A 25,323-nucleotide genomic window follows, 5' to 3' on the forward strand; every position below is an offset into this window, starting at 1 on the left:
AGTCGCGCTCCGTAGGTGACAATGTGGGGGCACTGATCCGAGCGGGAGGAGGCGGGATGGACCGCCAGCAGGAGTTCGTGCTGCGCACGGTCGAGGAACGCGACATCCGGTTCATCCGGCTGTGGTTCACCGACGTCCTCGGGACGCTGAAGTCCGTCGCCATCGCCCCCGCCGAGCTCGAGAGCGCCTTCGAGGAAGGCATCGGGTTCGACGGCTCCGCGATCGAGGGGCTGACCCGCGTGTTCGAGTCGGACATGCTCGTGCGCCCCGACCCCACGACCTTCCAGGTCCTGCCGTGGCGCAGCGAGCACCACGGCGTGGCGCGGATGTTCTGCGACGTGCTGACCCCGGGCGGCGAGCCCGCCCGCTCAGACCCGCGCAACGTCCTGGCCCGTGCCGTCGAGCACGCCGCGCAGGCCGGCTTCACGCCGTACGTGCACCCCGAGATCGAGTTCTACCTCTTCCACGAGATCAGCGACCCGAGGCAGCCGCTCGTCCCGGCGGACCGCGCCGGCTACTTCGACCACGTGGCCCGCGGCTCGAGCCACGACTTCCGGCGCGAGGCCATCACCACGCTCGAGGAGATGGGCATCCCGGTCGAGTTCTCCCACCACGAGGGCGGACCCGGCCAGAACGAGATCGACCTCCGGTTCGCGGACGCCCTGTCGATGGCCGACAACGTCATGACCTTCCGGACCGTCGTCAAGGAGGTCGCCATGCGGCAGGGCCTGACCGCGACCTTCATGCCCAAGCCGATGCCCGGGCACCCCGGGTCCGGGATGCACACCCACTTCTCCCTGTTCGAGGGCGACTCCAACGCGTTCCACGACCCGTCCGGCGAGTACCAGCTCTCCACGACGGGCCGGCGCTTCATCGCCGGGGTCCTCACGCACGCCCGGGAGTTCGCGGCGATCACCAACCAGTACGTCAACTCCTACAAGCGCCTGTGGGGCGGCGGCGAGGCCCCGAGCTACGTCAGCTGGGGTCACAACAACCGCTCCGCGCTCGTGCGCATCCCGGGCTACAAGCCGGGCAAGTCGCAGTCGAGCCGGGTGGAATTCCGGGCGCTCGACGCCGCGGCCAACCCCTACCTGGCCTTCGCGATCATCCTGCGCGCCGGCCTCAAGGGCATCGAGGAGGGCTACGACCTGCCCGACCCCGCGGACACCGACGTCTCGACGCTCACCCGCGGCGAGCGGCGCGCCCTCGGCATCGTCTCGCTCCCGGCCTCGCTGGCCGACGCGATCGACGCCATGGAGAGCTCCGAGCTGGTGGCGGAGACCCTGGGCGAGGAGACCTTCGACTTCGTCGTGCGCAACAAGCACGAGGAGTGGGAGGCCTACCGCGACCAGGTCACCGACTTCGAGCTCGCCCAGTTCATCCCCTCGCACTGACGATGTCCCGCGGGCGGGTCGTCTCCCGGACCAGCCGGCTCCGGCGCGCCGGGGTCCACGAGCCCAGGCGCGCCGAGCAGTTCCTCGACGACCCGGCGCTCGCCCCGTACCTGGTCTCCGACGAGGTGATGGACCGGCTGCTCGGCCACCTCGCGCGCGCCGGGAATCCCGACCACGCCCTGCTCACCCTCGTCCGCCTCGCCGAGAGCGCGCGAGAGGGCGGGGACGACGACGCCCTGCGCACCGCGTTCGAGCGCGATGACGTGGCGCTGCGGCGCTTGGTCGCCGTCGTCGGGGCCTCCCGTCCCCTCGGCGACTCCCTCGTCGCCCGCCCCGGCGACGTCGCCCACCTCCTCGACCGCCACGGCGAGGTCCCGGTGCTCCACCTCGCGCCGGCCGACGAGCGCGCGAAGGCCCTCGAGGCGGTCGGCGCCGACCCCGCCGACGCGAACCCCGTGGCCACGGTGACCGGTGAGGACGGCGTCGCCGCGCTGCGCCGGACCTACCGCCGCCGCCTGCTCGAGATCGTCGCCGCCGACCTCACGTGCGACCGGGACGGCATGGACTCCCTCGAGGTTTTCCCGCTGGTCGCCGCCTCGATCGCCGACATCGTCGCCGGCGCGCTCGATGCGGCCCTCGCCGTGGCCCGCGCGGACCTGCCCGACCACGGCGCCGGCGTGCGCATCGCGGTCCTCGGCATGGGCAAGACGGGCGGCCGGGAGATCAACTACATCTCCGACGTCGACGTGGTCTACGTGGCCGAGCCGGAGGTCGACGCCGACGGTGCGCCGGTGCGCGACGAGGACGACACGATCGCGGTGGCGACCCGCCTCGCGGGAACCCTCGCGGACGCGGTCGGCGGCGTCGGGCCCGAACCCGCCCTCTGGCCGCTCGACGCCAACCTGCGGCCCGAGGGCCAGGACGGCCCGCTCGTGCGCACGCTCGCGAGCCACGTCAGCTACTACGAGAGCTGGGCCAAGGGCTGGGAGTTCCAGGCCCTGCTCAAGGCCCGCCCCGTCGCCGGGGACCTCGCGCTCGGCGAGGAGTACTGCACGGCCCTCGCCCCCTTCGTCTGGAGCGCCGCCTCGCGCGAGAACTTCGTCGAGGAGACCCAGAAGATGCGCCGCCGGGTCGAGGCGCACGTCCCCGCGAAGCACGCCGACCGGCAGCTCAAGCTCGGCAAGGGCGGGCTGCGCGACGTCGAGTTCACCGTCCAGCTCCTCCAGCTCGTGCACGGTCGGACCGACGAGACGCTGCGTTCGCGCACCACCCTCGAGGCACTCGCCGCCCTCGCCGAGGGCGGGTACGTCGCGCGGACCGACGCCGCCGCGCTCGACCACCACTACCGGTTCCTCCGCGTGCTCGAGCACCGGATGCAGCTGTGGCGCCTCCACCGCATCCAGGTGGTGCCGAGCTCGGACGGCGACCTCGAGATCCTCGGCCGCGCGTTCGGCGCCGAGGAGATCACGAGCGGCGGTGCCCTGGAGAAGGCCTGGCGCACGGTCCGGCGCGACGTGCGCCGGCTGCACGAGGAGATCTACTACCGCCCCCTGCTCCCCGCGACCGCGCGGCTCTCGCCCGCCGAGGCCTCCCTCGCGCCCGAGGCCGCCGAGGCACGGATGGAGATCATCGGGTTCGCCGACCCCAAGGGGTCGCTCCGGCACATCGCCGCGCTGACGGAGGGCGTCTCGCGCCGTGCGACGATCCAGCGCCAGCTGCTGCCGGTGATGATCGGGTGGTTCGCCCACGCGCCCATGCCGGACGTCGGGCTGCTCGCCTTCCGCCGGCTCTCGGAGGAGATCGGCACGACCCACTGGTACCTCGCGCTCCTGCGCGACTCCTCCGCGGCGGCGGAGGCGCTGGCGACGGTGCTCGCCACGTCCCGCTACGTCGGCGACCTCCTCCTCCAGCTGCCCGAGGCGGTCAAGTGGCTGGACGGCGACGGGGGCCTGGCGCCGCGCCGGCGCGAGGACCTCGAGCGGGAGGTCGACGCGATGCTCAGCCGCCGCGACGACCCGGCCGACGCCGTCGGGCAGGCCCGCTACCTGCGCCGCCGCGAGACCACCCGCGCGGCGATGGCCCACGTCCTCGAGCGGGCGCCCCGCTCCCGTCGCAAGGAGCTCGCCGACGTCGCGGACCTCGCGCTCGAGGCGGCGGTGCGCGTCGCCTCCCGGGCGGCGACCGAGCGGGCGGGGCTCGCCGAACCGCCCGGCGAGATGCTCGTCGTCGCCATGGGCCGGCTCGGCGGACGCGAGGTCGGCTACTCCTCGGACGCCGACGTCCTGTTCGTCCACGAACCGGCGGACGGCGCTGCCGAGAAGATCGCCGCCGACTGGGCGCTCGACGTCGCGACCTCGGTCCAGGAGATGCTCGGCGCCACGAGCGACGAGCCGGCGCTGCCGGTCGACGCCGACCTGCGCCCCGAGGGTCGTTCCGGCCCGCTCGTCCGCACCCTCGCCTCCTACGCGGAGTACTACGAGCGGTGGATCGACGTCTGGGAACGGCAGGCGCTCCTGCGGGCACGCCCGGCCGCCGGCTCACGGGAGCTGGGTGAGCGGTTCACGGCCCTCGTCGACCCGGTGCGCTACGTGCCCGGCGGCATCGGCGCCGCCGCAGAGCGGGAGATCCGCCGGGTCAAGGGTCGGGTCGAGCAGGAGCGGATGCCGCGCGGGGTCCCGCCCAACCGTCATCTCAAGCTGGGGCCGGGCGCGCTCGCGGACGTCGAGTGGACCGTCCAGCTGTGGCAGCTCCGGCACGCCGGGGACGTCCCCTCGCTGCGGGTGACCTCCACCGAGGAGGCGCTCGCCGCGCTGGAGGACGAGGGGCTGATCGACGCGGCCGACGCGAGCACGCTCCTGCACGCCTGGACGCTGTCGGGGCAGATCCGGGACGCCGTCGTCCAGGTCGGGGGGCGGACGAGCGGGCCGAAGATCGACGTCCTCCCGCACGGGGTGGAGCGACTCGAGACGGTGGCCCGCATGCTGGGGTACGCCGCCGGGCACCGCCAGGACCTCGAGGAGGACTACCTGCGTGCCGCGCGCCGCTCGCGCGCCGTCGTCGAGCGGCTCTTCTGGGAGGAGGACCGGCGCCGGGGCCGCTGATCAGGAGTCGCTGATCAGGAGTCGAACGCCAGGTCGACGAGCCACACGACGACCGCGACGGCGATCGCGGCGAGGACGAGCGTGGCGACGAACCGCCAGCGGCTCGGCGGCCGGTCGCCCGTCCGTCGGCCCTGCGGGGTGTCGTGGTCGGTCATGGCGTGACGCTAGCAGCGCGCCCGCCGGGTGACTGGGACAATGGACGGCATGCGGCTCATTCTCGTCCGGCACGGCCAGACCGATTCCAACGTCATCCACGCCCTCGACACGGAGGCTCCGGGTGCGGACCTCACCGAGCTCGGGCGCCGGCAGGCCGAGGCGCTCGTCGCGGAGCTCGGCGAGGAGGACATCGAGTCGATGTGGGTCTCGAACCTCGTGCGCACGCACCAGACGGCGGCGCCGCTCGCCGGTGCGCTCGGGCTCACGCCGATCGAGCGCGAGGGGCTGCGGGAGATCCGGGCCGGCGACCTCGAGATGGCCAACGGCGACGCCGAGGTGCGCACCTACCTCGAGGGGATCATGGCCTGGACCGTCGACCCCGACTCCCGGATGCCCGGCGCCGAGACCGGGCGCGAGGTCAAGGAGCGCTACGACGCCGTCGTCGCGGAGATCGTCGCGACCGGGCAGGAGACGGCGATGATCGTCTCCCACGGGGCGGTCATCGTCTCCTGGGCGGCGAGCACGGTCGAGGTCCCGCGCGAGTTCCTCGGGCGCTCGATCTCGAACACCGGCGTCGTCATCATCGAGGGCGACCCCACGGACGGGTGGCAGCTCGTGCGGTGGGAGTCCCGCGCCCTGGGCGGGCCATCAGTCTCCGACGTCGAGCACGACGGCCCCGCCGGCTACCCGGACGAGCGCCACCCCGACTCGCTCGGGGTGGCCGGCCGGGCGGCCGAGGACTGAGCGGGACCTACCAGCGGTCGCTCGTGCCGCTCGGACCGGGGCAGTCCGACTCCCTGCTCCGGGCAGCGCGACGACGGCGGGACCCGGATGGGCCCCGCCGTCGTCGGGCATGGTGCGCGGGGACGGCCTACGGGACGAGGATGCCCCGCCCGACCAGCCGGCCGCCGTCGAGGTCGTCGATCGCCGTGGCGAAGTCGGCGAGGTCGTAGACCGAGGTGTGCAGCGAGATCCTGCCCTGCGCCGTGAGCACCATCAGCTGGTCGAGGTCCTCGTAGGTGCCGACGAGGTTGCCGATGATGTTGATCTCGCGGGAGATGATGCTGATCGTGTCGAGCTGGACGGTGCCGCCGTAGCCGATGACGTAGTAGTCGCCCTGGTTGCGGATGAGGTTCGGGCCGAGCAGCTCCATCCCCTGCTCCGCGACGAAGTCGAGGACGACGTGCGCGCCGCCCCCGGTGATGTCGTGGACCTGGCGGACCACGGCGTCCGTGTCGCCGGTGGAGACCACGGTGTGGTGGGCCCCGAGGCCCTTCGCGAGCTCGAGCGCCTGCTCGGAGCGGTCGACGACCGTGATCTCGGCCGGCGTGAGCGCGAGGAGGGACTGGATGCCGATGTGGCCGAGCCCGCCCGAGCCCACGACGACGACGTGCGTCCCGGGGTGCAGGCGCGGCGCCGCCTTCCGCGCGGCGTGGTAGGCGGTGAGGCCGGCGTCCGCCAGCGCCGCGATGTCCCTCGGCTGGAGCGAGGGGTCGAGCTTCACGACCGCCCGGGCGTTGGTCAGCATGTACTCGGCCATGCCGCCCTCGGCGTTGAGGCCGGGGAAGGAGGCGTTCTGGCAGTGGCTGTCGTTGCCGATGCGGCACTCGGGGCACAGCCCGCAGGTGACGAGGGGGTGCATGATGACGGTGTCACCGACGGCGACGTTGGTGACCGCCGAGCCGACGGCGTGGACCCAGCCCGAGTTCTCGTGGCCGAGGATGTAGGGCAGCGTGGGGTTCTGGATCGGGTCCCACTGGCCCTCGATGATGTGCAGGTCGGTACGGCAGAGGCCGGCGGCCCCCACCTTGACGACGACGTCCCAGGGCCCGGTGATCTCGGGCTCCGGGACGTCGTCGAGCGTAGGCATCTGGTTGTAGGCGTGGATCCGGACGGCCTTCATGGGTCGCGCACCTTTCGTCGACGGTGACGGGGAAGCGGGTCCGCTCACCGTAGGCCGACGTGACGAGGTGCACAAGCAGGCCGGCGCCGCCCGAGCGGCCTACAGGTCGTAGTACATCTCGAACTCGTGGGGGTGCGGGCGCAGGCGGATCGGGTCGATCTCGTGGGTGCGCTTGTAGTCGATCCACGTCTCGATGAGGCCGGGCGTGAAGACGTCGCCCTCGGTGAGGTAGTCGTTGTCGGCCTCCAGCGCGCGCAGGGCCTCGGACAGCGACTCCGGGACCTGCTCGATCTGCTCGTGCTCCTCGGGCGGGAGCTCGTAGAGGTCCTTGTCGATCGGCTCGGGCGGTTCGATCCGGTTCTTCACGCCGTCGATGCCGGCCATGAGCATGGCCGAGAACGCGAGGTAGGGGTTCGAGCTGGGGTCCGGGACGCGGAACTCGACGCGCTTGGCCTTGGCGGACGACCCGGTGACCGGGATGCGGATGCACGCCGACCGGTTGCGGGCCGAGTAGACGAGGTTGACGGGCGCCTCGTAGCCGGGGACGAGCCGGTGGTAGGAGTTGAGCGTCGGGTTCGTGAACGCGAGCAGCGACGGCGCGTGGTGGAGCAGGCCGCCGATGTACCAGCGGGCCATGTCGGAGAGGCCGCCGTAGCCCTGCTCGTCGTAGAACAGCGGCTCGCCGTCCTTCCACAGGGACTGGTGGCAGTGCATGCCCGAGCCGTTGTCGCCGAACAGCGGCTTCGGCATGAACGTGGCCGAGCGTCCGTGCTCCCAGGCCACGTTCTTGACGATGTACTTGAACTTCATGACGTCGTCGGCGGCGGCGCGCAGCGAGTCGAACCGGTAGTTGATCTCCTGCTGGCCGGCGGTGCCGACCTCGTGGTGGGAGCGCTCGACCTTGAGGCCCACCTCGGCCATCACGCGCACCATCTCGTCGCGCAGGTCGGCGAAGTGGTCGTTGGGGGAGACCGGGAAGTAGCCGCCCTTGAAGCGGGTCTTGTAGCCGAGGTTGCCGCCCTCCTCCACGCGCCCGGTGTTCCAGGCGGCCTCCTCGGAGTCGATGTGGTAGAAGCTCGACTGCGCCGACGTCCCGAACCGGACGTCGTCGAACAGGTAGAACTCGGCCTCGGCACCGAAGAAGACCGTGTCGGCGATACCGGTCGAGCGCAGGTAGGCCTCCGCCTTGGAGGCGACGGTGCGCGGGTCGCGGTCGTAGGCCTGCGAGGTGAACGGGTCGACGATCGAGAAGTTGACGACGAGCGTCTTCTGCGCGCGGAACGGGTCGATGTACGCGGACCCGACGTCCGGGACCAGCTTCATGTCGGACTCGTGGATCGCGGTGAAGCCACGGATCGAGGAACCGTCGAACATGAGGCCGTCCGTGAAGGCGTCCTCGTCGAACGTCTCGACGGGGATGTTGAAGTGCTGCATCACCCCTGGCAGGTCGCAGAACCGGACGTCGACGAACTTCACGTCCTCGTTGCGCGTGTAGGCGATCGCCTCTTCGGGGGTTGAGAACATCCGTGGCTCCTCGTTCGCGTGCACCGGCTGTGCCGGCTGGACGGGTTCGACGCTAGACCCGGGTCGTTTCCCAGCCGTCTCCCGAGCGTGTCGGCCATGTTACGGGGCCCACCGGCCCGTCCTCGCCCGCCCCGCCTAGACTGGACCGGTGCCCGACGCCGATCCCTCCTCCGCGAATGCCTCGCCCGCGCGCGGGGTCACCGCGAGAGGCGGCGCGGCGCGCGAGGGCGCGGCGGCCGCCGCGCCCGCCGGCTCGGGCCCGGTCCGGCCCGAGGAGCTCGCTCCGTTCGGCCGGCGCGTCGCCGCGCTGGTCATCGACTGGGCGATCGCCATGGCGATCGCCTACGGGTTCGCCGGCGGCGACGCGATGGCGATCCTCGGCATCTTCGCCGCGCAGCGGGTGCTGGTCGGTGGTCTGACGGGATCCTCCATCGGTCACCGGCTGCTCGGCCTGCGGATCGTCCACGCGACCCGGGGCCGCGTGCCGTTCCTCTCCGTCCTCGTGCGCACCGTGCTGCTGTGCCTCGTGCTGCCGCCGCTGTGGCGGACCGTCGAGGGCGTGCCGCTGCACGACGACCTGGCGCGCAGCCGGCTCGTGCGGGGGTAGGGCCTCGTCGAGGTCGGGCCCGGACGGAGCCGACTGCCCTCGAGGTCAGGTGCGGTCGCCGTCCGGGCTGAGCGTCCGTGCCGCCATCAGGTGCTCGCCGTTCGCCGGCAGGCCGTCGACAGGCTCCGCTGCGTCCCCGAGCGAGATCCCGGCGAACGCCATGGGGACGCCGGCCGCGGTCCACAGGGAGCGCCGGTCCATCAGCTGCGCGTGGACGTGGGGCTCGGAGCTGTTCCCGGAGTTGCCGCACCGGCCGATGACGTCGCCCGCGGACACGACGTCCCCTCGCCGGACGGTGGCCGACCCGCGCTGCAGGTGGGCGACGAGGGCGAAGGTCCCGTCGGCGGTCCGGATCGTCACGTGGTTCCCGACGATCCAGCCCGGCCCGCCGAGCTCGCGCACCATCCCCTCGATCGTCAGGTAGGCGAGCCCCCACCCGTTCGAGCGCGCCCGATGGTCCCGGCGCCAGCTGGATGAGTCGACGACGACGCCGCTCACCATCGCGTGCACCGGTTCGCCGAACGCGGGATAGTCCTCGTTCCGGCGGAACGCCCCGGCGGTGCCGAACGCCGGACGCTCGGCGTCGTCGGGCTCCGCCACGAGGTCGATCGCGTGGCTCTGGCCATACGCGCGCGTCCCGTGGCTCGGCACCGTCGACGCCGGGCTGTTGAGCGCCAGCCAACGCCCGACGACGGGGGAGCGGACGGTCCTTTCCTCGTGCTGCGGATGCCGTCCCCTGGTCGCCAGGACGACGACGAGCCACAACGCGATCGCGACGAGCCCCGCGCGTGCGAGCCACAGGAGAGGCACGTCCTGCGGGCCGTCGGGAAGGATCCGGCGCAGGAGGGTGGCCCCGCCGGCCAGGAGGGCACCGCCGAGGAAGAGTGGGAGTCGGAGCCGGTACACGGTCTCGCGGAGCGCGCTCATCGCTCGGCCCCCAGGAGAACGGCGAGCAGCGGGACGACCCGGGCGGCCGGGACCTCGTAGCGCCCGCGGCCGGACTGCCGCAACCAGCCGGCGGCGAGGAGCTGGCGCAGGTGGTGGTGGAGCTGGCCGGTCGTGCCCAGGCCGTCGGCCTCGGCGAGCTCGGCCGTGGAACCGGTGCCGCCGAGCACGAGACGGAGCAGCTCGAGGCGCACCGGGTGCCCGAGCGCGCCGAGCGTGGCGGCGCGGTCCGACCAGTCGGACTCGAGGATCCCGGCGGTCGCGCCGGCCTGCTGCCACTCCACCGGCCGGTCGCCGGGGAGCGTGAGGGAACCGACGAGCATGACGGCGCCGTCGGCGGTGGTCGGATCGTCGTCGAGCCGGTCGCGCAGTCCAGTCAGGGCCCAGAACGCATCGCCATCGGCCCCGCTCCCGCCGGTGCCCCGGCGGTCGGGTGGCGGCCCGGCCTCCTCGAGCGCGGCGACGCGATCCTCGAGTGCGGAGACGGCGGCGCGCAGGTCGTCGGTGTCGGTCATGCCGACGAGAGTACGGACAAACGTAGAAACGTACAACCTGATCTCGTAGCGCCGCCGGGGGTGCGTGCGCGCGGGTGCGGGAGGGGTGCCGGATGAGAAGCGGTCGTGGGCGAGGGAGCCCTCGCGTGCGAGACGGGCCTCTGCGTGCGTGACGGTCCTCCGGGTGCGGGACAGGGTCCCAACATGGCGATGGCCCCGTCGTGTCGACGGGGCCATCGGTCGTGCGTTCGTGGGTGGTCGGGGCTCAGCGGCCGCGCATCCCCTTGCGGTCGGGGCGCGCCTTGTTCGGGTCGATGCCCTTGGGCACGGACTGGCGGATGCCGCCGAGCGCCTTGAGCCGCTTGGTCACCGCGGCGATCTCGGCCGAGGTCAGCTTCGCGCCCCCCAGCTTCTTGATCGTCGGGACCAGGTTCGGCAGCGGGACCTGCCCCTCGTCGCGACCGGCCTGGACGAGGTGGACCTGGGCGCCGGGGGCGACCCGGGCGACCTTCTTGCGCTCGTCCTCGAGCATGCGCGTCACGCGGTGGGCCGGCCCCTCGGAGACGAGCACGATGCCCGACTTCCCGATCGCGCGGAACACGAGGTCCTGGTGCTTGGGGTTGAACGCCACCGGCTCGTCCTCGACGTACCAGCCGCGTCCGAGCTGCCCGAGCGCCGCGGAGGCGGCGCCCAGCTGTCCCTCGACGCGCGCGTAGGCGGCGACACGGGTGAGGCGGCCGAGCACGATGAGGACGGCGATGATCCCGAGCAGGACGCCGATGATCCCGAGGTAGACGGGGTGGTTGATCGCGAACCCGATGCCGATCGCGATGCCGAGCACGGCGACGAACACGCCGGCCAGGATCAGCGGGGTCGCCGGGCGGTGCTCGGCGGTGATCTTGTAGGCCTCGGCGAAGCTGTGGTACCACCGCTTCTTCTTGGGCTTCGGGGTCTTCTCTGCGCCGTCGTCGGCGGTCTTCGGGGTGCGGGCCATGATGCGGCCAGGGTACCGGGCCCGGCGTCAGTCCTGATCGTCCCGTTCCGTGGCGGAGACCATCTTGAGCAGGAGCGTGCGCAGCGCCGCGGTCTCGCCGGCGTCGAGCGCCCGCTCCCCGGCGGTCGCCTCGCGCAACCGGGGCACGACGTCGGTCATGGTCGCGCGGCCGTGCTCCGTCAGCTCGACCAGTCGGCGCCGCCCGTCCGTGGCGTCCGTGCTGCGTCGGACGTGCCCCTGTCTCTCGAGCGCGACGATGTGCCGCGAGAGCGTCTGCTCGGTGATGCCGATGAGGGCCGCGATCTGCCGCTGGCTGCGCGGCCACGGCAGGAGTGTCGCGAGGATCGGCATCGTCGCGTGCGAGAGACCGTGGCCGACGAGACGCGCATCGAGCTCGCGCTCGGCGCGCCGGGCGACGGCGGACACGAGGCGGCCTGTCGGCCAGCGGCTCGGGTCCTCGCCCACCCCGGGTCCCTGGCCGCTGCTCCCCAGCAGGTCGCCCGGATCGTCGTCGATGTGCACCGCTCGATGGTGCCAGAACCTGCCGGTCCGGATTGCGCGGCGGCCCGTCCGGGTGCATGCTTGCGGCATTGCTCAGCATACGAAGTATGTGCCGGTGGTCCGGCGGACGGGAGACGACATGGCAGGCCGCGGCAGCACCCGCGCACGCACGGGTCCGTGGCGGGGGCTCGTCGTCCTGGCCCTCGTCGTCGCGTGGGTGGCGATCGGTGGGATCGGCGGCCAGTACATGGGGCGGCTCAGCGAGGTCCAGGAGAACGACTCGGCGATGTTCCTCCCGACCTCGGCGGAGTCCGTGCGGGCGGCGGAGGCCGTCGAGGACTTCACCGACACGTCCACCCTCCCGGTGCTCCTCGTCGTCCGGTCGGCGGACGGCGGCCCGATGGACGAGGAGGACCTCGCCGCCGCCGACGAGCTCGCCGCGTCGGCCGGCGCCGCCACCCTCAGCGACGGCCGCGCCGTCGAGGAGGTCCTCACGGCACCGCCCGTCGTCGTCCCGTCCGAGGACGGCGAGGCGGCCATGGTGGTCCTCGGCATCGACACGGCCCTCACGGCCGAGCCCCTGCCCGACGGCGAGAACCTCGTCGGCTCCGTCGTCACCGAGGTGCGCGGCGCCGTCGCGGACGGCCTCGAGACCGCCGGGCTCGAGGGCTGGGTGACCGGCCCGGGCGGGTTCGCCGCCGACCTGTCCTCGGCGTTCGGGTCCGTCGACGCCGTCCTGCTGCTCACCGCCCTCGTCGTCGTGCTCGTCATCCTCCTCCTCGTCTACCGCTCGCCGATCCTGCCGTTCGCCGTGCTGCTCACGGCGGTGTTCGCCCTCGCGCTGGCCGGCCTGGTCGTCTACCACCTGGCGGACGCGGGCGTGGTCCAGCTCAACGGACAGACGCAGGGCATCATGTCGATCCTCGTCATCGGCGCGGCGACCGACTACTGCCTCCTGCTCGTCGCCCGGCACCGCGAGGAGCTTGTCCGGCACGAGGACCCGTTCGCCGCGATGCGCGTCGCCTGGCGGGCGTCGCTGCCACCGATCGCGGCATCGGCGGGCACCGTCGCGCTCGGGCTGCTGTGCCTGTTGCTCTCGGACCTCGGGTCGAACGCCTCGCTCGGTCCCGTCGCCGCCGTCGGCATCGCCGCCGCCTTCGTCGCGGCGCTCACCCTGCTCCCGACCCTGCTCCTCGTCGGCGGCCGGCGCTCCCGTGTCGTGTTCTGGCCGCGCATGCCGCGGGCCGCTACCGCGGGGGACGGTCGCGCGGACGGGGCAGACCGCGCCGGGGGAGGGGCCCACGCCCTCACCTCGACGGCCCCGGAGGACTCCCGTGGAGGCTGGGGCAGGATCGCCCGGCTCGTCGGCCGGCGCGACCGGCGCACGTGGATCGTCACGTCCCTCGCGCTGCTGGTGGCCGCCGCGTTCGTCGTCACCCTCGACGCCGACGGCACGAGCGACTCCGAGGTCTTCCTCGCGCAGTCCGACGCCGTCGACGGCGAGGAGGTGCTCGCCGAGCACTTCCCGGCCGGCGCCGTCCAGCCCCTCGACGTCGTCGCCGACGCCGACGTGGCCGACGAGATCGTCGCGGCCGCCGAGGGCACGGACGGGGTCGCCAGCGCGTCGGTCGTGACGGAGGGCGCGGCCCAGGGAGGCGGACCTGCCGGCGGTGGGCCTCCCGGCGGTGCGCCCGCCGAGGGCGGGGAGCCGCTCGAGGTCGACGGGCGCGTGCACGTCCAGGTCACCACCGAGGCGCCGGCCGACTCCGAGGAGGCGGTGTCGACCGTCGGCGCGCTGCGCACCGCCGTCCACGACGTCGACCCGGACGCCCTCGTCGGGGGCGCCGCGGCCGGGACCCTCGACACCCGGACGACGGCCGAGCGCGACCTGCGGGTGATCATCCCCGCGGTGCTGCTCGTCATCCTGCTCACGCTGGTCGTGCTGCTGCGGTCCGTCCTCGCGCCGGTCCTGCTGCTCGCCGCCAACGTGCTGAGCTTCGCGGCGGCGATGGGGATCGTGGCGGTGATCTTCAACCACGTCCTCGACCTGCCCGGGGCGGACCCGACCGTGCCGCTGTTCGGGTTCGTCTTCCTCGTCGCGCTGGGGATCGACTACACGATCTTCCTCATGACGCGCGCCCGCGAGGAGTCGCTGAACCTGGGCACCCGGCGGGGCGTGCGCCGCGCCCTGTCCGTCACGGGCGGCGTCATCACCTCCGCCGGCGTCGTCCTCGCCGCCACGTTCGCCGCGCTCGGGGTGGTCCCGCTGCTGTTCCTCCTCCAGCTCGCGATCATCGTGGCGCTCGGCGTGCTCATCGACACGCTCGTCGTCCGCACCCTGCTCGTCCCGGCACTCGTGCACGACATCGGACGGGGCGTCTGGTGGCCCCGGCAGGCGCGCTTCCCGCACGACGACGAGGACCGAGGTGAGGCCCCGCCCGCCCTCGATGCCGCACCTGTGGAGAACTCCACGGCGGGGTGAGCGCACCTGGTTCGCTCGGTGCATGGGGCAGGGACCGGGTGAGGCGAGGCGACGGACGGCCGCGCGGGAGCTGTCGGGAGACGTGGGTCGGGTGCCCGGGTACCGCATCTCCCGTTCGCTGGGGGGGCGGGTCTGGGCGGGTGTTCAGCGCGACGTCGGACGAGCGCGGGTCGCCCGTCATCGTCTCGGTCGTCGACCTGCCCGACGGGCGGGCCGGCGACGCGCTGCGCCGGCGTCTGACGGGTCTGCGGACACGGCCGCACCCGCACCTGCCGCGGGTGGTCGACGTCGTCGTCATGCCGGAGGGACGCGCGGCGCTCGTGACAGAGGTGGTGCCCGGGGCGTCGCTCGCGTCCGTGCGCGTGGCGCGCGGGTCGCTGTCGGTCCCCGAGGTCGCGGGCGTGCTGACGGACATCGGGTCGGCCCTCGCCCACCTCGCGGCCGAGGGGATCGTGCACGGTGACGTCTCGCCGGCGAACGTCGTCGTCGACACGGCCGGCGCGGTCGTCCTCGTCGACCTCGTGGGGGACGTGCGGCTCGAGGAGGGCACGCCCGGGCACGTCGCGCCCGAGCGGCTGGCCGGGGGACCGGCGTCGACGGCGGCGGACGTGTACGCGCTCGGCATGCTCGTCCGCGGGCTCGCCCCGGGGGACGCCGAGGTCGAGGCACTGACTGCTCAGGCGTGCGACGACGACCCCGACCGTCGGCCCACGGCCAGGGCGCTCGCGGCACGGGCCGCCGAGCTCGGCGGCCGCAGCGGGGTGCGGCTGCCTGCCGGAGCGGATCTCGCGGGCGCCCTGCTGCGGGAGGGCGCGTTGCGTGAGGCGACGGCGCACGCGCTGACGGGCAGGACGCGGGCCAGGGGCCGGCGCGCACGGCGACCTGACGGACCGGCGGGGGAGCGGCGGGGTGCGGCGCGGGGCCCAGGGAGGTCGGCCGGGTCGTCCCGCGACCGCGTCGCGGTGGCCGGACGGCGCGGTGACACGGGAGGAGTCGATCGGAGGGGTGTGCGATCGGTCGTCGCTCGCGTCGGTGTGCTCGCCGCCGCGGCCGTCGTCCTCGCCGTGGGCGGGTACGTGACGACCGAGGCGCTCCTCGCTCCGGACGGGAACGGGGGCGCGGTCGTGGAGGCTGATGCCGTCGCGGAGGCGAGTGCGGTGGGGGAGTCGGACGCGTCTGGGGAGTCGCAGTCCGTCGCGGGGGCGGACGTGGCGCCGGCGGCCCCGCTCGCAGGGGCCGGCCCCACCGAGCCGGCCCCGGACGCCGCCGAGAGCGACGACTCGAGCCAGGGGATCACGGATGCCACCGGCGTCGTGACCGCCGTCGTCGAGACCCGGGAGGCGGCGCTCCTCGCCGGCGACCCCGCAGCGCTGGCCGGTGCCACCGTGGAGGCGTCGCCCGCCCGGGCGGCCGACGCCGACCTGTCCGGTGCCCTCGCGACCACGACGATCGATGACCTGTCGACGTCCGTGACCTCGGTCGAGGTGCTCGAGGGCTCCGTCGCCGACGGGCGGTTCGTCGCCCGGGTGAACCTGCACCAGGAGGAGTGGCGGGCGCGGGACGGCACGGGGGAGAGCGTCTACCCCGCCACCGAGGCGTGCGGGGTCCTCGAGCTCGAACGGGTCGGGGACGGGTGGGCCGTCGCCGACTCCGCAGCGTGCGAGAGTGCTGCCGACCAGGGCGGATAGCCTGCACGGGTGACCCGCCGAGGACTGACGCCACCCAGGCCCGGCAGCGTCGTCGCCGTCCTCGAGCTCGCCGGGATGACGGCCTCGTTCATGCAGACCCTCCTCATCCCGATCCAGTCCGAGCTGCCCGAGCTCCTTGACGCCTCGCGGGACACGACGGCGTGGGCGGTGACGATCACGCTGCTCGTCTCCGCGGTCTGCACGCCGATCTCGGGGCGTCTCGGCGACATGTACGGCAAGCGCCGCGTCGCCCTCGTCCTCATGGGGGTGCTCGCCGCCGGGTCCGTGGTGGCCGCGATCTCGACCGCGGCGGGCCCGCTCATCGTCGGGCGCGGGCTGCAGGGCGTCGGGATGGGCGTCATCCCGCTCGGGATCTCCGTCCTGCGCGACGTCATGCACCCGGACCGCATGGGCGGCGCCATCGCCCTGGTCAGCGCCACCCTGGGGGTCGGCGGTGCGCTCGGCCTGCCGGTCAGCGCCTTCGTCACCGAGAGGGCCGACTGGCACGTCCTGTTCTGGGTGGCGGCGGCGCTCGCGCTCGTCGTCCTCGTCCTCATGGCCCGGTACGTCCCGCCCAGCACGCTGCGCAGCGGTGGGCGGATCGACCTCGTCGGCGTGATCGGGCTCGCCGCCGGCCTCACCGGCGTGCTCCTCGCGATCTCCCGCGGCGGCGACTGGGGCTGGACCTCGTCGAGCACCCTCGGGCTCGGGCTCGGCGGCGTCGTCGTCCTGCTGGCGTGGGGGGCGTTCGAGCTGCGCGTGCGCGACCCGCTCGTCGACCTGCGCGTGACCGCCCGCGGCCCGGTGCTCATGACCAACCTCGCGTCGGTGGCGATGGGCTTCGCCCTGTTCGCCGCCAACATCGTCTTCCCGCAGCTGCTCGAGCTGCCGGCCGAGGCGGGCGGCCTCGGCATGGGCCTCGTCCCCGCGAGCCTCGTCGTCATGCCCTCTGGCCTCGCGATGCTCGCCATGTCCCCAGTGGCGGGCCGCCTCCTCGGGCAGTGGGGCCCGAAGCCCCTGCTCGTCACGGGCGCCCTCGTCATCGCCGCGGGCTACGCGGTGGCGGTGATCGTGCCGCTCGAGGCCTGGGTCGTCCTCATCATCAACATCCTCGTGGGGCTCGGCATCGGGCTCGGCTTCGCCGCCATGCCCACCCTCGTCATGCGCGCCGTCCCGGCCTCGGAGACCGGTGCCGCCAACGGCTTCAACACCCTCATGCGGGGGCTCGGGACCACGTCGGCGGCCGCGGCGGTCGCGGCCGTGCTCTCGCTGTCCACGGTCGACGTCGGCGGCGTCCAGCTCCCCACCGCGGACGGATTCCGCACCGCGCTCCTGCTCGGGCTCGGGGCCGCGGTCGTCGCCGCCGTCCTCGCGTCGCTCATCCCGCCGGCTCGCGCGCACCCGGGGGAGCACACCTCGTTGCCGGCGGACGACCGGCCGGGCAACCGCTGATCGCCGAGGCGGTGACCTGTCGTCGGTGCGTCGTCTCGCGACGGCGTGGCCGTCGACCGGTGCACGGGCAGGCGGCGACCGAGGGGACCCAGGTGGTGAAGGACAGCAGGAGCGGCGCCCGGCTCAGCGACCCACGAGCGCCCGCGCTGCCGAGGCCACGTCCGGGTGCGCGAACTCGAACCCGTCACCGATCAGGGCGGCCGGACGCATCCGCTGCGAGGCGAGGACGTCGCCGGCGAACTCACCGAGGACCGCGCGCAGGGCGAGACCCGGCGCCGGGACGACGGACAGTCGGTGCAGCTCGCCCGCGAGGGCGGCGACGACCTCGCGCTGACGCGCCTCGCCCGGTGCGGCGAGGTTGACGGGGCCGGTCAGGTCGGAGTCGGCGAGGTGGAGCTGCGCGCCCACGTGGTCGGTCACGGTGATCCAGGACCACCACTGGCGTCCGCTGCCGAGGGGGCCGCCGAGACCGGCGCGCAGGAGCGGCATCATCCGGCCGAGCGCCCCTCCGCCGGTGGCGAGGACGATCCCGGTGCGCAGGTAGACGGTCGAGATCCCGGCGTCGAGCGCCGGACGCGTGGCGGCCTCCCACGAGGCTGCCAGGTCGCTCGTGAAGCCGGCCCCGCGGGAGGAGGACTCGGTGAGGACCTCCTCGCCGCGGTCGCCGTAGTAGCCCACGGCGCTGCCCTGGAGGTACCGGACGCCGGGGGAGACGCGGCCCTCGCGCACGCCGCGGGCGAGCGCGGTGGCCAGCAGCGCGGTCGAGGACGTGCGCGAGAGCAGCACCGTGGCCTTGTACGCATCGGTCCAGCGCCGGTCGCCGAGCCCGGCACCGGCGAGGTTGACCACGAGGTCCGCGCCGTCGAGCGCGGACGCATCGAGCACGCCGCCCGAGGGGTCCCACACGGCGTCGTCGGCGCCGGGCGCCCCGGACCCGTGGCGGAGCAGCCGGCGCACCCGCCACCTCCGGGCGTGGAGCGCCTCGACGAGGGCGCTCCCGATGAGCCCGGAAGAGCCCGCGACGACGGCGAGCCGTCCGTCGCCGTCGTACTCGCCCGTCGGCCGCGTGGTCATCTCAGCCCAACCGGGCCAGCAGCGAGGACGCCTCCTGGCGGGAGCTGCCCTCCTCGGTGAGGTGACGGAGCTGCTCGGGGATCTCCTCGCCGCGGCTCGTCATCGCCTGCGCCCACAGTCGCCCGGCGCGGTAGCTCGAGCGGACGAGCGGCCCGGCCATGACGCCGAGGTAGCCGAGCTCGGTCGCGATGTCGGAGAGCTCGACGAACTCCTGCGGCTTGACCCAGCGGTCGACCGGGTGGTGGCGCAACGAGGGCCGCATGTACTGGTTGATCGTGATGAGGTCGGTGCCGGCCTCGCGGATGAGGCCGAGGGCCTCGACGACCTCGTCGAACGTCTCGCCCATGCCGAGCATGATGTTCGACTTCGTGACGAAGCCGTCGTCGCGGGCGGCGCGCAGGACCGAGAGCGAACGGTCGTAGCGGAACCCGGGCCGGATGCGCCGGAAGATCCGGGGCACGGTCTCGACGTTGTGCGCGAGCACCTCGGGACGCGAGGAGAACACCTCGGCGAGCTGGTCCGGGTCCGCGTCGAAGTCGGGGATGAGCAGCTCGACGCCGGTGCCCGGGTTGAGCCGGTGGATCTGCCGGACGGTCTCGGCGTAGAGCCAGGCGCCGCCGTCGTCGAGGTCGTCCCGGGCCACGCCGGTGATCGTCGAGTACTTCAGCCCCATGCGCCGCACCGAGCTCGCCACCTTGAGCGGCTCCGCACGGTCGAACAGGGCGGGCTTTCCGGTGTCGATCTGACAGAAGTCGCAGCGCCGCGTGCACTGGGCCCCGCCGATGAGGAACGTGGCCTCGCGGTCCTCCCAGCACTCGTAGATGTTGGGGCAGCCGGCCTCCTCGCACACGGTGTTGAGGCCCTGGCCGTGGACGAGGTCCTTGAGCTCGTTGTACTCCGGGCCCATCGTCGCGCGGGTCTTGATCCACTCCGGCTTCTGGCCGATCGGGGTCTCGGCGTTGCGCTTCTCGACCCGCAGCATCTTGCGCTCGCCCGGCGCGGGCCGCCGCGCGGGGGTCGGCTGCGACTCCGTTGCGTCGACCTTCGCGTCGCCGTGCCCGCCGCAGCCGCACGACCCGCCGCCCCCGCACCCGCATGAGCCGCCGGTGGCGCCGAGGGAGGTGAGCCCGAGGTCGACCGAGACGTACGGGTCGGCCGACCGCGTGGGACCTGTCGCCGGCGCGGCCGTGACGGCGTCGGCCGCGACGTCCGGCAGGGCGTGGGCGGCCGTCATCGGGAGCAGGTGACGCACGAGGGCGCGCTCGACCACGTCGGCGACCTCGCCGAGGGTGAACGGGCGGCCGAGCGACCGCTCGAGGGAGGTGACGTCGGCGTCGGGGATCCCGCAGGGAACGATCCGGTCGTACGCGCCGAGGTCGGGGGAGACGTTGAGGGCGATGCCGTGCATCGTCGTCGCGCGCGCGACGCGGACGCCGATCGCACAGATCTTCGCGTCGGGCGCCCCACCGGTACCCGGGACCCAGACGCCGGTGCGCCCGGGGACCCGCACGGTCGTCAGCCCGAGCTCGGAGCACGCGTCGATCACCGCGTCCTCGAGGGCACGCACGTAGGCGACGACGTCGACCGGCTCGGCCAGCCGCACGATCGGGTACACGACGAGCTGGCCCGGACCGTGCCAGGTGATGCGCCCGCCGCGGTCGACGTCGACCACCGGGGTGCCGTCCGTCGGCCGGTCGGAGCGCGCGGTGCGCCGGCCGGCCGTGTAGACGGGGTCGTGCTCGAGGAGGAGGAGCGTGTCGCTCCGCGTGCCGTCGGCGACCTCCGTGTGGACCTCCCGCTGCAGGTCCCAGGCCTGCCGGTAGTCCGTACGGGCGGTGCCGAGATCGAGCCTGCGCAGATCCATGCCCTCGACTCTAACCGCGCGGCGGTCGGTCGGTGCCACGGGGCCGACAGGTGGCCCCGCCGGGTGCGCGTGCGGGCGCCGGGCCCTGTCGGGGTACGACTCGACGGGCTGTCGAGCCCGACGGGTGCGCGGTCGAGGTTCGACGCGGACGGGCCCCGCGGTCACCCTCGGTGACTGCGGGGCCCGTCCGTGGTCCCTGAGGTCGGGTCAGAGGCCGAGGTCGCCCTCGAAGGAGCCCTCCTCGAGCCGCGCCTTCATCGTCTGGAGGAACCGCGCGGCGTCCGCACCGTCGATGAGCTGGTGGTCGTAGCTGATCGCCAGGTACATCATCGAGCGGATGGCGATCGCCTCGTTGCCGTCGGCGTCCTTGACCACGACCGGGCGGCGCGTGATCGTCCCGGTGCCGAGGATCGCAACGCCGGGCTGGTTGACGATCGGCGTGTCGAACAGCGCGCCGCCGGAGCCGGTGTTGGTGACCGTGAAGGTCGCACCGCTCACGTCGTCCGGGGTGACCTTGCCGGTGCGGGCCCGCTCGGCCTGCTCGGCGATCCGCTTGGCGATGCCGCCGAGCGTGAGGTCGCCGGCGTCCTTGACGACCGTGACCATGAGGCCCTTCTCGGTGTCGACCGCGATGCCGATGTTCTCGGCGTCGTGGTAGACGATGTTCTCGCCGTCGATCTCGGCGTTGAGCTTCGGGTGCGCCTTGAGCGCCTCCGTGGCCGACTTGACGAGGAACGGCAGGTACGTGAGCTTGACGCCCTCGTTGGCCTGGAAGGTCGACTTCGCGCGGGCCCGCAGGTCGGCGATGCGGGTGAGGTCCACCTCGACGACCGTGGTCAGCTGCGCGGTCGTCTGCATCGACTGCATCATCCGCTTGGCGATGACCTTGCGGGTGCGGGACATCTTCTCGGTCGTGCCGCGCAGGGTGGAGGCCGCCGGGACGGTCGTCGGCGCCTTGGCGGCCGGAGCGCCGGCCGCCGGAGCGGCCGCGGGGGCCGCCGACGCCTGGGCAGCGGCCTCGGCCGCGGCCTCGACGTCCTGCTTGCGGATCCGACCGCCGACGCCGGAGCCCGTCACCGTGGACAGGTCCACCCCGCGGTCGCGGGCGAGCTTGCGCACGAGGGGCGTGACGTAGGACGCGGCGCCCTCGGCGTCCGCGGGCGGGGCAGCCTGGGCCTGCGCCGGAGCAGCAGGTGCCTGCGCCGGGGGCGCCGGAGCAGCAGGCTTCTCGGCGGCCGGAGCGGACGGAGCCGCCGGAGCGGGCGCCTCGGCCGGGGGAGCGGCCGGTGCGGGCTTCTCCTCGGCCTTCGGCTCCTCGGCCTTCGGCTCCTGGGTCTTCGGCTCCTCGGCCTGCGCCGGGGCCGGTGCGGCCTCCTCGGCGGGGGCCGCGGCCGACCCGCCGGCGTCGCCGCCGATGACGGCGAGCACGGCGCCGACGTCGACGGTCTCGTCCTCGTTCACCCGGATCTCGGTGAGCGTGCCCGCGAACGGGGAGGGCACCTCGGTATCGACCTTGTCGGTCGAGACCTCGAGGAGGGGCTCGTCCACGGCGACCTCGTCGCCGACGGCCTTGAGCCACTGCGTGACCGTGCCCTCGGTGACAGACTCGCCGAGCGCCGGCATGGTGACCTCCTGGCCGCCGCCACCACCGGTGGACGCGGTCGCCGGCGCCGCCTCCTGGGCGGGCTCCTCGGCCTGGGCGGGCTCCTCGGCCTGCGCCGGAGCCACGTCCGCCGGCTCCTCGGCGGGAGCCTCCTCTGCGGGGGCCGCGTCCGCCGGCTCCTCGGACGGCTCCTCGGCGGGAGCCTCCTCCTGCGCGGGAGCGTCGTCGGCGCCACCGCCGCCGGAGCCGTCGCCGATGACCACGAGGTCGGTACCGACCTCGACGGTCTCGTCCTCCTCGACGAGGATCTTCTCGATCGTTCCGGCGACCGGCGACGGGACCTCGGTGTCGACCTTGTCGGTGGAGACCTCGAGCAGGGGCTCGTCGACCTCGATGGTGTCGCCGACGGCCTTGAGCCACTGGGTGACGGTGCCCTCGGTGACGGACTCGCCCAGCGCGGGCATCTTCACGGATTCAGACATGGTGGGTGCTTTCTCCTAGGCGCGGGCTCAGTTGTGGGAGTGCAGGGGCTTGCCGGCGAGCGCGAGTGCCGCCTCTCCGACGGCCTCGTTCTGGGTCGGGTGCGCGTGGACGAGGGCGGCGACGTCCTCGGGGTAGGCCTCCCAGTTGACGATGAGCTGGCCCTCGCCGATCTGCTCACCGATGCGGGCGCCGACGCCGTGGAAGCCGACGATCGGCCCGTCCTTCTCACGGACGAGCTTGATGAAGCCGGTGGTGCCGAGGATGCCCGACTTCCCGTTGCCGGCAAGGTTGAAGTCGACGGTCTCGACGTTGTCCTTGCCGAACCGCTCCTCGGCCTGGGGCTGGGTGAGGCCCACGGAGGCGATCTCCGGGTCGCAGTAGGTGACGCGCGGGATGTTCGCCTCCTCGATGACGACCGGGTTGAGGCCGGCGATCTCCTCGGCCACGAAGATGCCCTGCTGGAAGCCCCGGTGCGCGAGCTGCAGGCCCGGCACGATGTCGCCGACCGCGTACACGCCCGGCACGCTGGTCGCCAGGCGCTCGTTCGTCAGGACGAACCCGCGGTCCATCGCGACACCCTGCTCCTCGTACCCGAGGTTCGCGGTGGCCGGGCCACGGCCGACGGCGACGAGCAGGTAGTCGGCGTCGATCGACTTGCCGTCCTCGGTGGTGACCGTGACGCCGGAGTCGCTCTGCGTGACGCCGGAGAAGCGGGCCTTGGTGTGGAAGGTGATCTTCCGCTTGCGGAAGGCCCGCTCGAGCGCCTTGGAGACGGCCGGGTCCTCGTTGGGGACGAGGTTGGGCAGGCCCTCGATGATCGTCACGTCCGCGCCGAACGACTTCCAGACCGACGCGAACTCGACGCCGATGACGCCGCCGCCGAGGACGACGACCGAGCTCGGCACGTGGTCGAGCTCGAGCGCCTGCTCGGAGGTGATGACCCGGCCGCCGATCTCGAGGCCGGGGATCGACTTCGAGTAGGACCCGGAAGCGAGGATCACGTTGCGACCGACGAGACGGCGACCGCCGACCTCGACGGTGTTGGGCGCCACGAGGGTGCCCCAGCCGGTGACGTACTCGATCGAGGCGGAGGACACGAGGCCCTGCAGCCCCTTGTACAGCTTGCCGACGACGCCGTCGCGGTAGCCGTTGACGGTGGGCATGTCGATGCCGTCGAGGGAGGCCTTGACCCCGAACGTCTCCGAGTGCGCGATCTCGTCGGCCACCTCGGCGGCGTGGAGGAGCGCCTTGGTGGGGATGCAGCCGCGGTGCAGGCAGGTCCCCCCGAGCTTGTCCGCCTCGACGAGCGCCACGCTCAGCCCGAGCTGCGCCCCACGCAGGGCCGCGGCGTAACCGCCGCTCCCCGCTCCGAGGATGACGATGTCGTACTCCTGGTCTGCCACGTGCCTCTCCTTGCCGCAGGCTCGGCGGTCCACCTCACGGGGCCGCCATGTCAACAGGTCCAACCGTAGCCGCCCGGGATGGCCCGTCCCGCCGATGGGCCGAGCGCCAGGGCGCTTCACGGTCGATCGTGTCACGGCGGGGGCTCCCGGCGCGCGCCGGGAGCCCCCGCCGCCCGGTCACGAGGCGGCGCGCGCCTCGAGGTAGCCGAGCATCGTGCGCACGCCGTACCCGGTGCCGCCGACCGGGGTGTAGCCGAACGGCTTCGCCGAGTTGTAGCTGGGCCCGGCGATGTCGATGTGCGCCCACGGGGCGTCCCCGACGAACTGCTGGAGGAAGACGCCCGCCGTCAGCATGCCGCCGGCGCGCTCGCCGGAGTTCTTGAGGTCGGCGACGGGGGACCTCAGCCCGTCGAGCAGCTCCGGCGGGAGCGGCATCGGCCAGGCGGCCTCCCCGGCGGCGTCCGCGGCGGCGACGACGTCGGCGCGCGCGTCGTCGGTGCCCATGATCCCGGCGGTGCGGTCGCCGAGGGCGACGACCTGGGCGCCGGTGAGCGTGGCGATGTCGAGCACCGCGTCCGGCTTCGCGGCGACGGCGTCGACGAGCGCGTCCGCGAGGACGAGCCGCCCCTCGGCGTCGGTGTTCGTCACCTCGACCGTCGTGCCGTCGCGCTGGGTGAGGACGTCGGACGGACGCTGCGCCGTGCCGCTGGGGAGGTTCTCCGCCAGCGGGAGGTAGCCGGTCACGGCGACGGGGAGACCCAGCTCGGCGGCGGCCAGCACGGTGTGCAGGACGGCGGCGGCACCGGCCATGTCGGACTTCATCGTCTCCATCGACTTCGGCGGCTTGAGCGAGAGGCCGCCCGAGTCGAAGGTGATGCCCTTGCCCACGAGCGCGTACCGCTTCTTCGCGCGCTTCGGCGCGTAGCTGACGGTGACGAGGCGCGGCCCGCGCGTCGACCCCTTCCCGACGCCGACGAGGCCGCCGTAGCCGCCCGCCTCGAGCGCGGCGACGTCGAGGACGTCGACGGTCACCTTGGTCTTCCGCGCCAGCTCCTTCGCCCGGTCGGCGAACGACTCGGGGTAGAGCTCGCCGGGGGAGGCGTTGACGAGGTCGCGGGTGGCGTTGACGTGGCCGGCGACGATCCGTGCGCGGTCGGCGGCGGCGTCGATCTCCTTGCCCTTGACGGTCGCGAGGGTGAGGCGCTCGACGGGCGTCTCGGGCTCGGAACGGTAGGTGCCGGCGGAGAACGCGCCGAGCAGGGCGCCCTCGGCGACGGCCCCGGCGTCCGCGGCGTCCCGCGCCGGCAGGGCGAGGACGGCGTGCCCGACGCCGGACAGCGAGCGCGTGGCGGCGCCGGCCGCGCGGCGCAGCGCCTCGGCGTCGACCTCCTCGACCGGTCCGACCCCGGTGAGGACGACGGCGGGTGCCTTCCAGGACTCCGGGGCGGCGACGCGCACGACCTGATCGGGCTTCCCCGTCACGCCGAGGGCCGCGAGGCGGTCGGTGAGCGCCCCGTGGTGCCTGCCGAGCGCGTCGCTCCCGACGAGCGCGGGCCCGTGGCCGGTGGTGCCGACCCCGACGACGACGACGTCGGCCGTGATCGTGGTCGCTGACTTCGTGCTGGTCTCAAGTGTGGTCACCGCTCCAGGGTAGG

General features: G+C 73.7%; 19 protein-coding genes and 1 pseudogene. 7 read left to right on the top strand and 13 right to left on the bottom strand.

Annotated features, from left to right (window positions below; genetic code table 11):
* Nucleotides 1–56: 56 nt before the first annotated feature.
* On the top strand, nucleotides 57–1,394 hold the full coding sequence (locus tag ACPYO6_RS02350) for a glutamine synthetase family protein (RefSeq protein WP_425713285.1): 1,338 nt from the start codon (nucleotides 57–59) through the stop codon (nucleotides 1,392–1,394).
* A gap of 2 nt (nucleotides 1,395–1,396) precedes the next feature.
* Nucleotides 1,397–4,495 (top strand): bifunctional [glutamine synthetase] adenylyltransferase/[glutamine synthetase]-adenylyl-L-tyrosine phosphorylase, encoded by a 3,099-nt coding sequence (locus tag ACPYO6_RS02355; RefSeq protein ID WP_425713286.1) that lies wholly within the window; start codon nucleotides 1,397–1,399, stop codon nucleotides 4,493–4,495.
* Between the two features lie 14 nt (nucleotides 4,496–4,509).
* On the opposite strand, the gene ACPYO6_RS02360 is transcribed toward ACPYO6_RS02355, so the two are convergent.
* Nucleotides 4,510–4,650 (bottom strand): hypothetical protein, encoded by a 141-nt coding sequence (locus ACPYO6_RS02360; protein WP_425713287.1) that lies wholly within the window; start codon nucleotides 4,648–4,650, stop codon nucleotides 4,510–4,512.
* Nucleotides 4,651–4,699: 49 nt separating this feature from the next.
* Here ACPYO6_RS02360 and ACPYO6_RS02365 point away from each other — a divergent pair, with 49 nt between their 5' ends.
* Nucleotides 4,700–5,395, top strand: a complete 696-nt coding sequence (locus ACPYO6_RS02365) for a histidine phosphatase family protein (protein ID WP_425713288.1) — start codon at nucleotides 4,700–4,702, stop codon at nucleotides 5,393–5,395.
* A gap of 127 nt (nucleotides 5,396–5,522) precedes the next feature.
* Here ACPYO6_RS02365 and ACPYO6_RS02370 read toward each other — a convergent pair whose 3' ends face one another.
* Nucleotides 5,523–6,554: an NAD(P)-dependent alcohol dehydrogenase gene (locus ACPYO6_RS02370; protein ID WP_425713289.1), complete on the bottom strand. Its 1,032-nt coding sequence runs from the start codon at nucleotides 6,552–6,554 to the stop codon at nucleotides 5,523–5,525.
* Between the two features lie 99 nt (nucleotides 6,555–6,653).
* The gene (glnA, locus tag ACPYO6_RS02375; RefSeq protein ID WP_425713290.1) at nucleotides 6,654–8,078 is read right to left on the bottom strand and encodes a type I glutamate--ammonia ligase; all 1,425 of its coding nucleotides are present in this window, start codon (nucleotides 8,076–8,078) and stop codon (nucleotides 6,654–6,656) included.
* A gap of 148 nt (nucleotides 8,079–8,226) precedes the next feature.
* Between glnA and ACPYO6_RS02380 the strand changes: the two genes are divergently transcribed.
* On the top strand, nucleotides 8,227–8,685 hold the full coding sequence (locus tag ACPYO6_RS02380) for an RDD family protein (protein WP_425713291.1): 459 nt from the start codon (nucleotides 8,227–8,229) through the stop codon (nucleotides 8,683–8,685).
* A 45-nt stretch (nucleotides 8,686–8,730) separates the two neighbouring features.
* On the opposite strand, the gene ACPYO6_RS02385 is transcribed toward ACPYO6_RS02380, so the two are convergent.
* The 4 genes from ACPYO6_RS02385 to ACPYO6_RS02400 form a co-directional block, all read right to left on the bottom strand.
* Entirely contained in the window at nucleotides 8,731–9,612 is an 882-nt protein-coding gene (locus ACPYO6_RS02385; protein WP_425713292.1) for a M23 family metallopeptidase, read from the bottom strand.
* A complete protein-coding gene (locus ACPYO6_RS02390; protein WP_425713293.1) occupies nucleotides 9,609–10,145 on the bottom strand; it encodes an ArsR family transcriptional regulator in 537 nt (178 codons plus the stop codon). The genes ACPYO6_RS02385 and ACPYO6_RS02390 overlap by 4 nt, the downstream gene beginning before the upstream one ends.
* 244 nt (nucleotides 10,146–10,389) lie before the next feature.
* The gene (locus ACPYO6_RS02395) at nucleotides 10,390–11,118 is read right to left on the bottom strand and encodes a DUF4191 domain-containing protein (protein ID WP_425713294.1); all 729 of its coding nucleotides are present in this window, start codon (nucleotides 11,116–11,118) and stop codon (nucleotides 10,390–10,392) included.
* A gap of 27 nt (nucleotides 11,119–11,145) precedes the next feature.
* On the bottom strand, nucleotides 11,146–11,640 hold the full coding sequence (locus ACPYO6_RS02400) for a MarR family winged helix-turn-helix transcriptional regulator (RefSeq protein WP_425713295.1): 495 nt from the start codon (nucleotides 11,638–11,640) through the stop codon (nucleotides 11,146–11,148).
* Nucleotides 11,641–11,758: 118 nt separating this feature from the next.
* On the opposite strand from ACPYO6_RS02400, the gene ACPYO6_RS02405 reads away from it, so the two are divergent.
* From ACPYO6_RS02405 to ACPYO6_RS02415, 3 genes are all read left to right on the top strand, one after another.
* Nucleotides 11,759–14,101, top strand: coding sequence for an MMPL family transporter (locus tag ACPYO6_RS02405; protein ID WP_425713296.1), 2,343 nt, complete (start codon nucleotides 11,759–11,761; stop codon nucleotides 14,099–14,101).
* Between the two features lie 38 nt (nucleotides 14,102–14,139).
* A complete protein-coding gene (locus ACPYO6_RS02410) occupies nucleotides 14,140–15,789 on the top strand; it encodes a protein kinase domain-containing protein (protein WP_425713297.1) in 1,650 nt (549 codons plus the stop codon).
* 75 nt (nucleotides 15,790–15,864) lie between these two features.
* Nucleotides 15,865–17,241, top strand: coding sequence for an MFS transporter (locus ACPYO6_RS02415; RefSeq protein WP_425713492.1), 1,377 nt, complete (start codon nucleotides 15,865–15,867; stop codon nucleotides 17,239–17,241).
* Between the two features lie 123 nt (nucleotides 17,242–17,364).
* Here ACPYO6_RS02415 and ACPYO6_RS02420 read toward each other — a convergent pair whose 3' ends face one another.
* From ACPYO6_RS02420 to ACPYO6_RS02445, 6 genes and pseudogenes are all read right to left on the bottom strand, one after another.
* Nucleotides 17,365–18,315 carry a TIGR01777 family oxidoreductase gene (locus ACPYO6_RS02420; protein ID WP_425713298.1) on the bottom strand — a complete coding sequence of 317 codons (951 nt, stop codon included), beginning with the start codon at nucleotides 18,313–18,315 and terminating at the stop codon, nucleotides 17,365–17,367.
* Between the two features lies 1 nt (nucleotide 18,316).
* The gene (locus ACPYO6_RS02425) at nucleotides 18,317–19,297 is read right to left on the bottom strand and encodes a lipoyl synthase (protein ID WP_425713493.1); all 981 of its coding nucleotides are present in this window, start codon (nucleotides 19,295–19,297) and stop codon (nucleotides 18,317–18,319) included.
* Between the two features lie 261 nt (nucleotides 19,298–19,558).
* A pseudogene (lipB, locus tag ACPYO6_RS02430) lies at nucleotides 19,559–20,344 on the bottom strand (lipoyl(octanoyl) transferase LipB); the annotation flags it as partial.
* A gap of 42 nt (nucleotides 20,345–20,386) precedes the next feature.
* A complete protein-coding gene (gene sucB / locus ACPYO6_RS02435) occupies nucleotides 20,387–22,264 on the bottom strand; it encodes a 2-oxoglutarate dehydrogenase, E2 component, dihydrolipoamide succinyltransferase (protein WP_425713299.1) in 1,878 nt (625 codons plus the stop codon).
* 27 nt (nucleotides 22,265–22,291) lie between these two features.
* Nucleotides 22,292–23,668, bottom strand: coding sequence for a dihydrolipoyl dehydrogenase (gene lpdA, locus ACPYO6_RS02440; RefSeq protein WP_425713300.1), 1,377 nt, complete (start codon nucleotides 23,666–23,668; stop codon nucleotides 22,292–22,294).
* Nucleotides 23,669–23,845: 177 nt separating this feature from the next.
* The gene (locus ACPYO6_RS02445) at nucleotides 23,846–25,309 is read right to left on the bottom strand and encodes a leucyl aminopeptidase (RefSeq protein ID WP_425713301.1); all 1,464 of its coding nucleotides are present in this window, start codon (nucleotides 25,307–25,309) and stop codon (nucleotides 23,846–23,848) included.
* Nucleotides 25,310–25,323: the final 14 nt, after the last annotated feature.

Origin of the sequence: Georgenia sp. Z1344 (assembly GCF_049856295.1) — a bacterium.
Lineage (GTDB): Bacteria > Actinomycetota > Actinomycetes > Actinomycetales > Actinomycetaceae > JB111.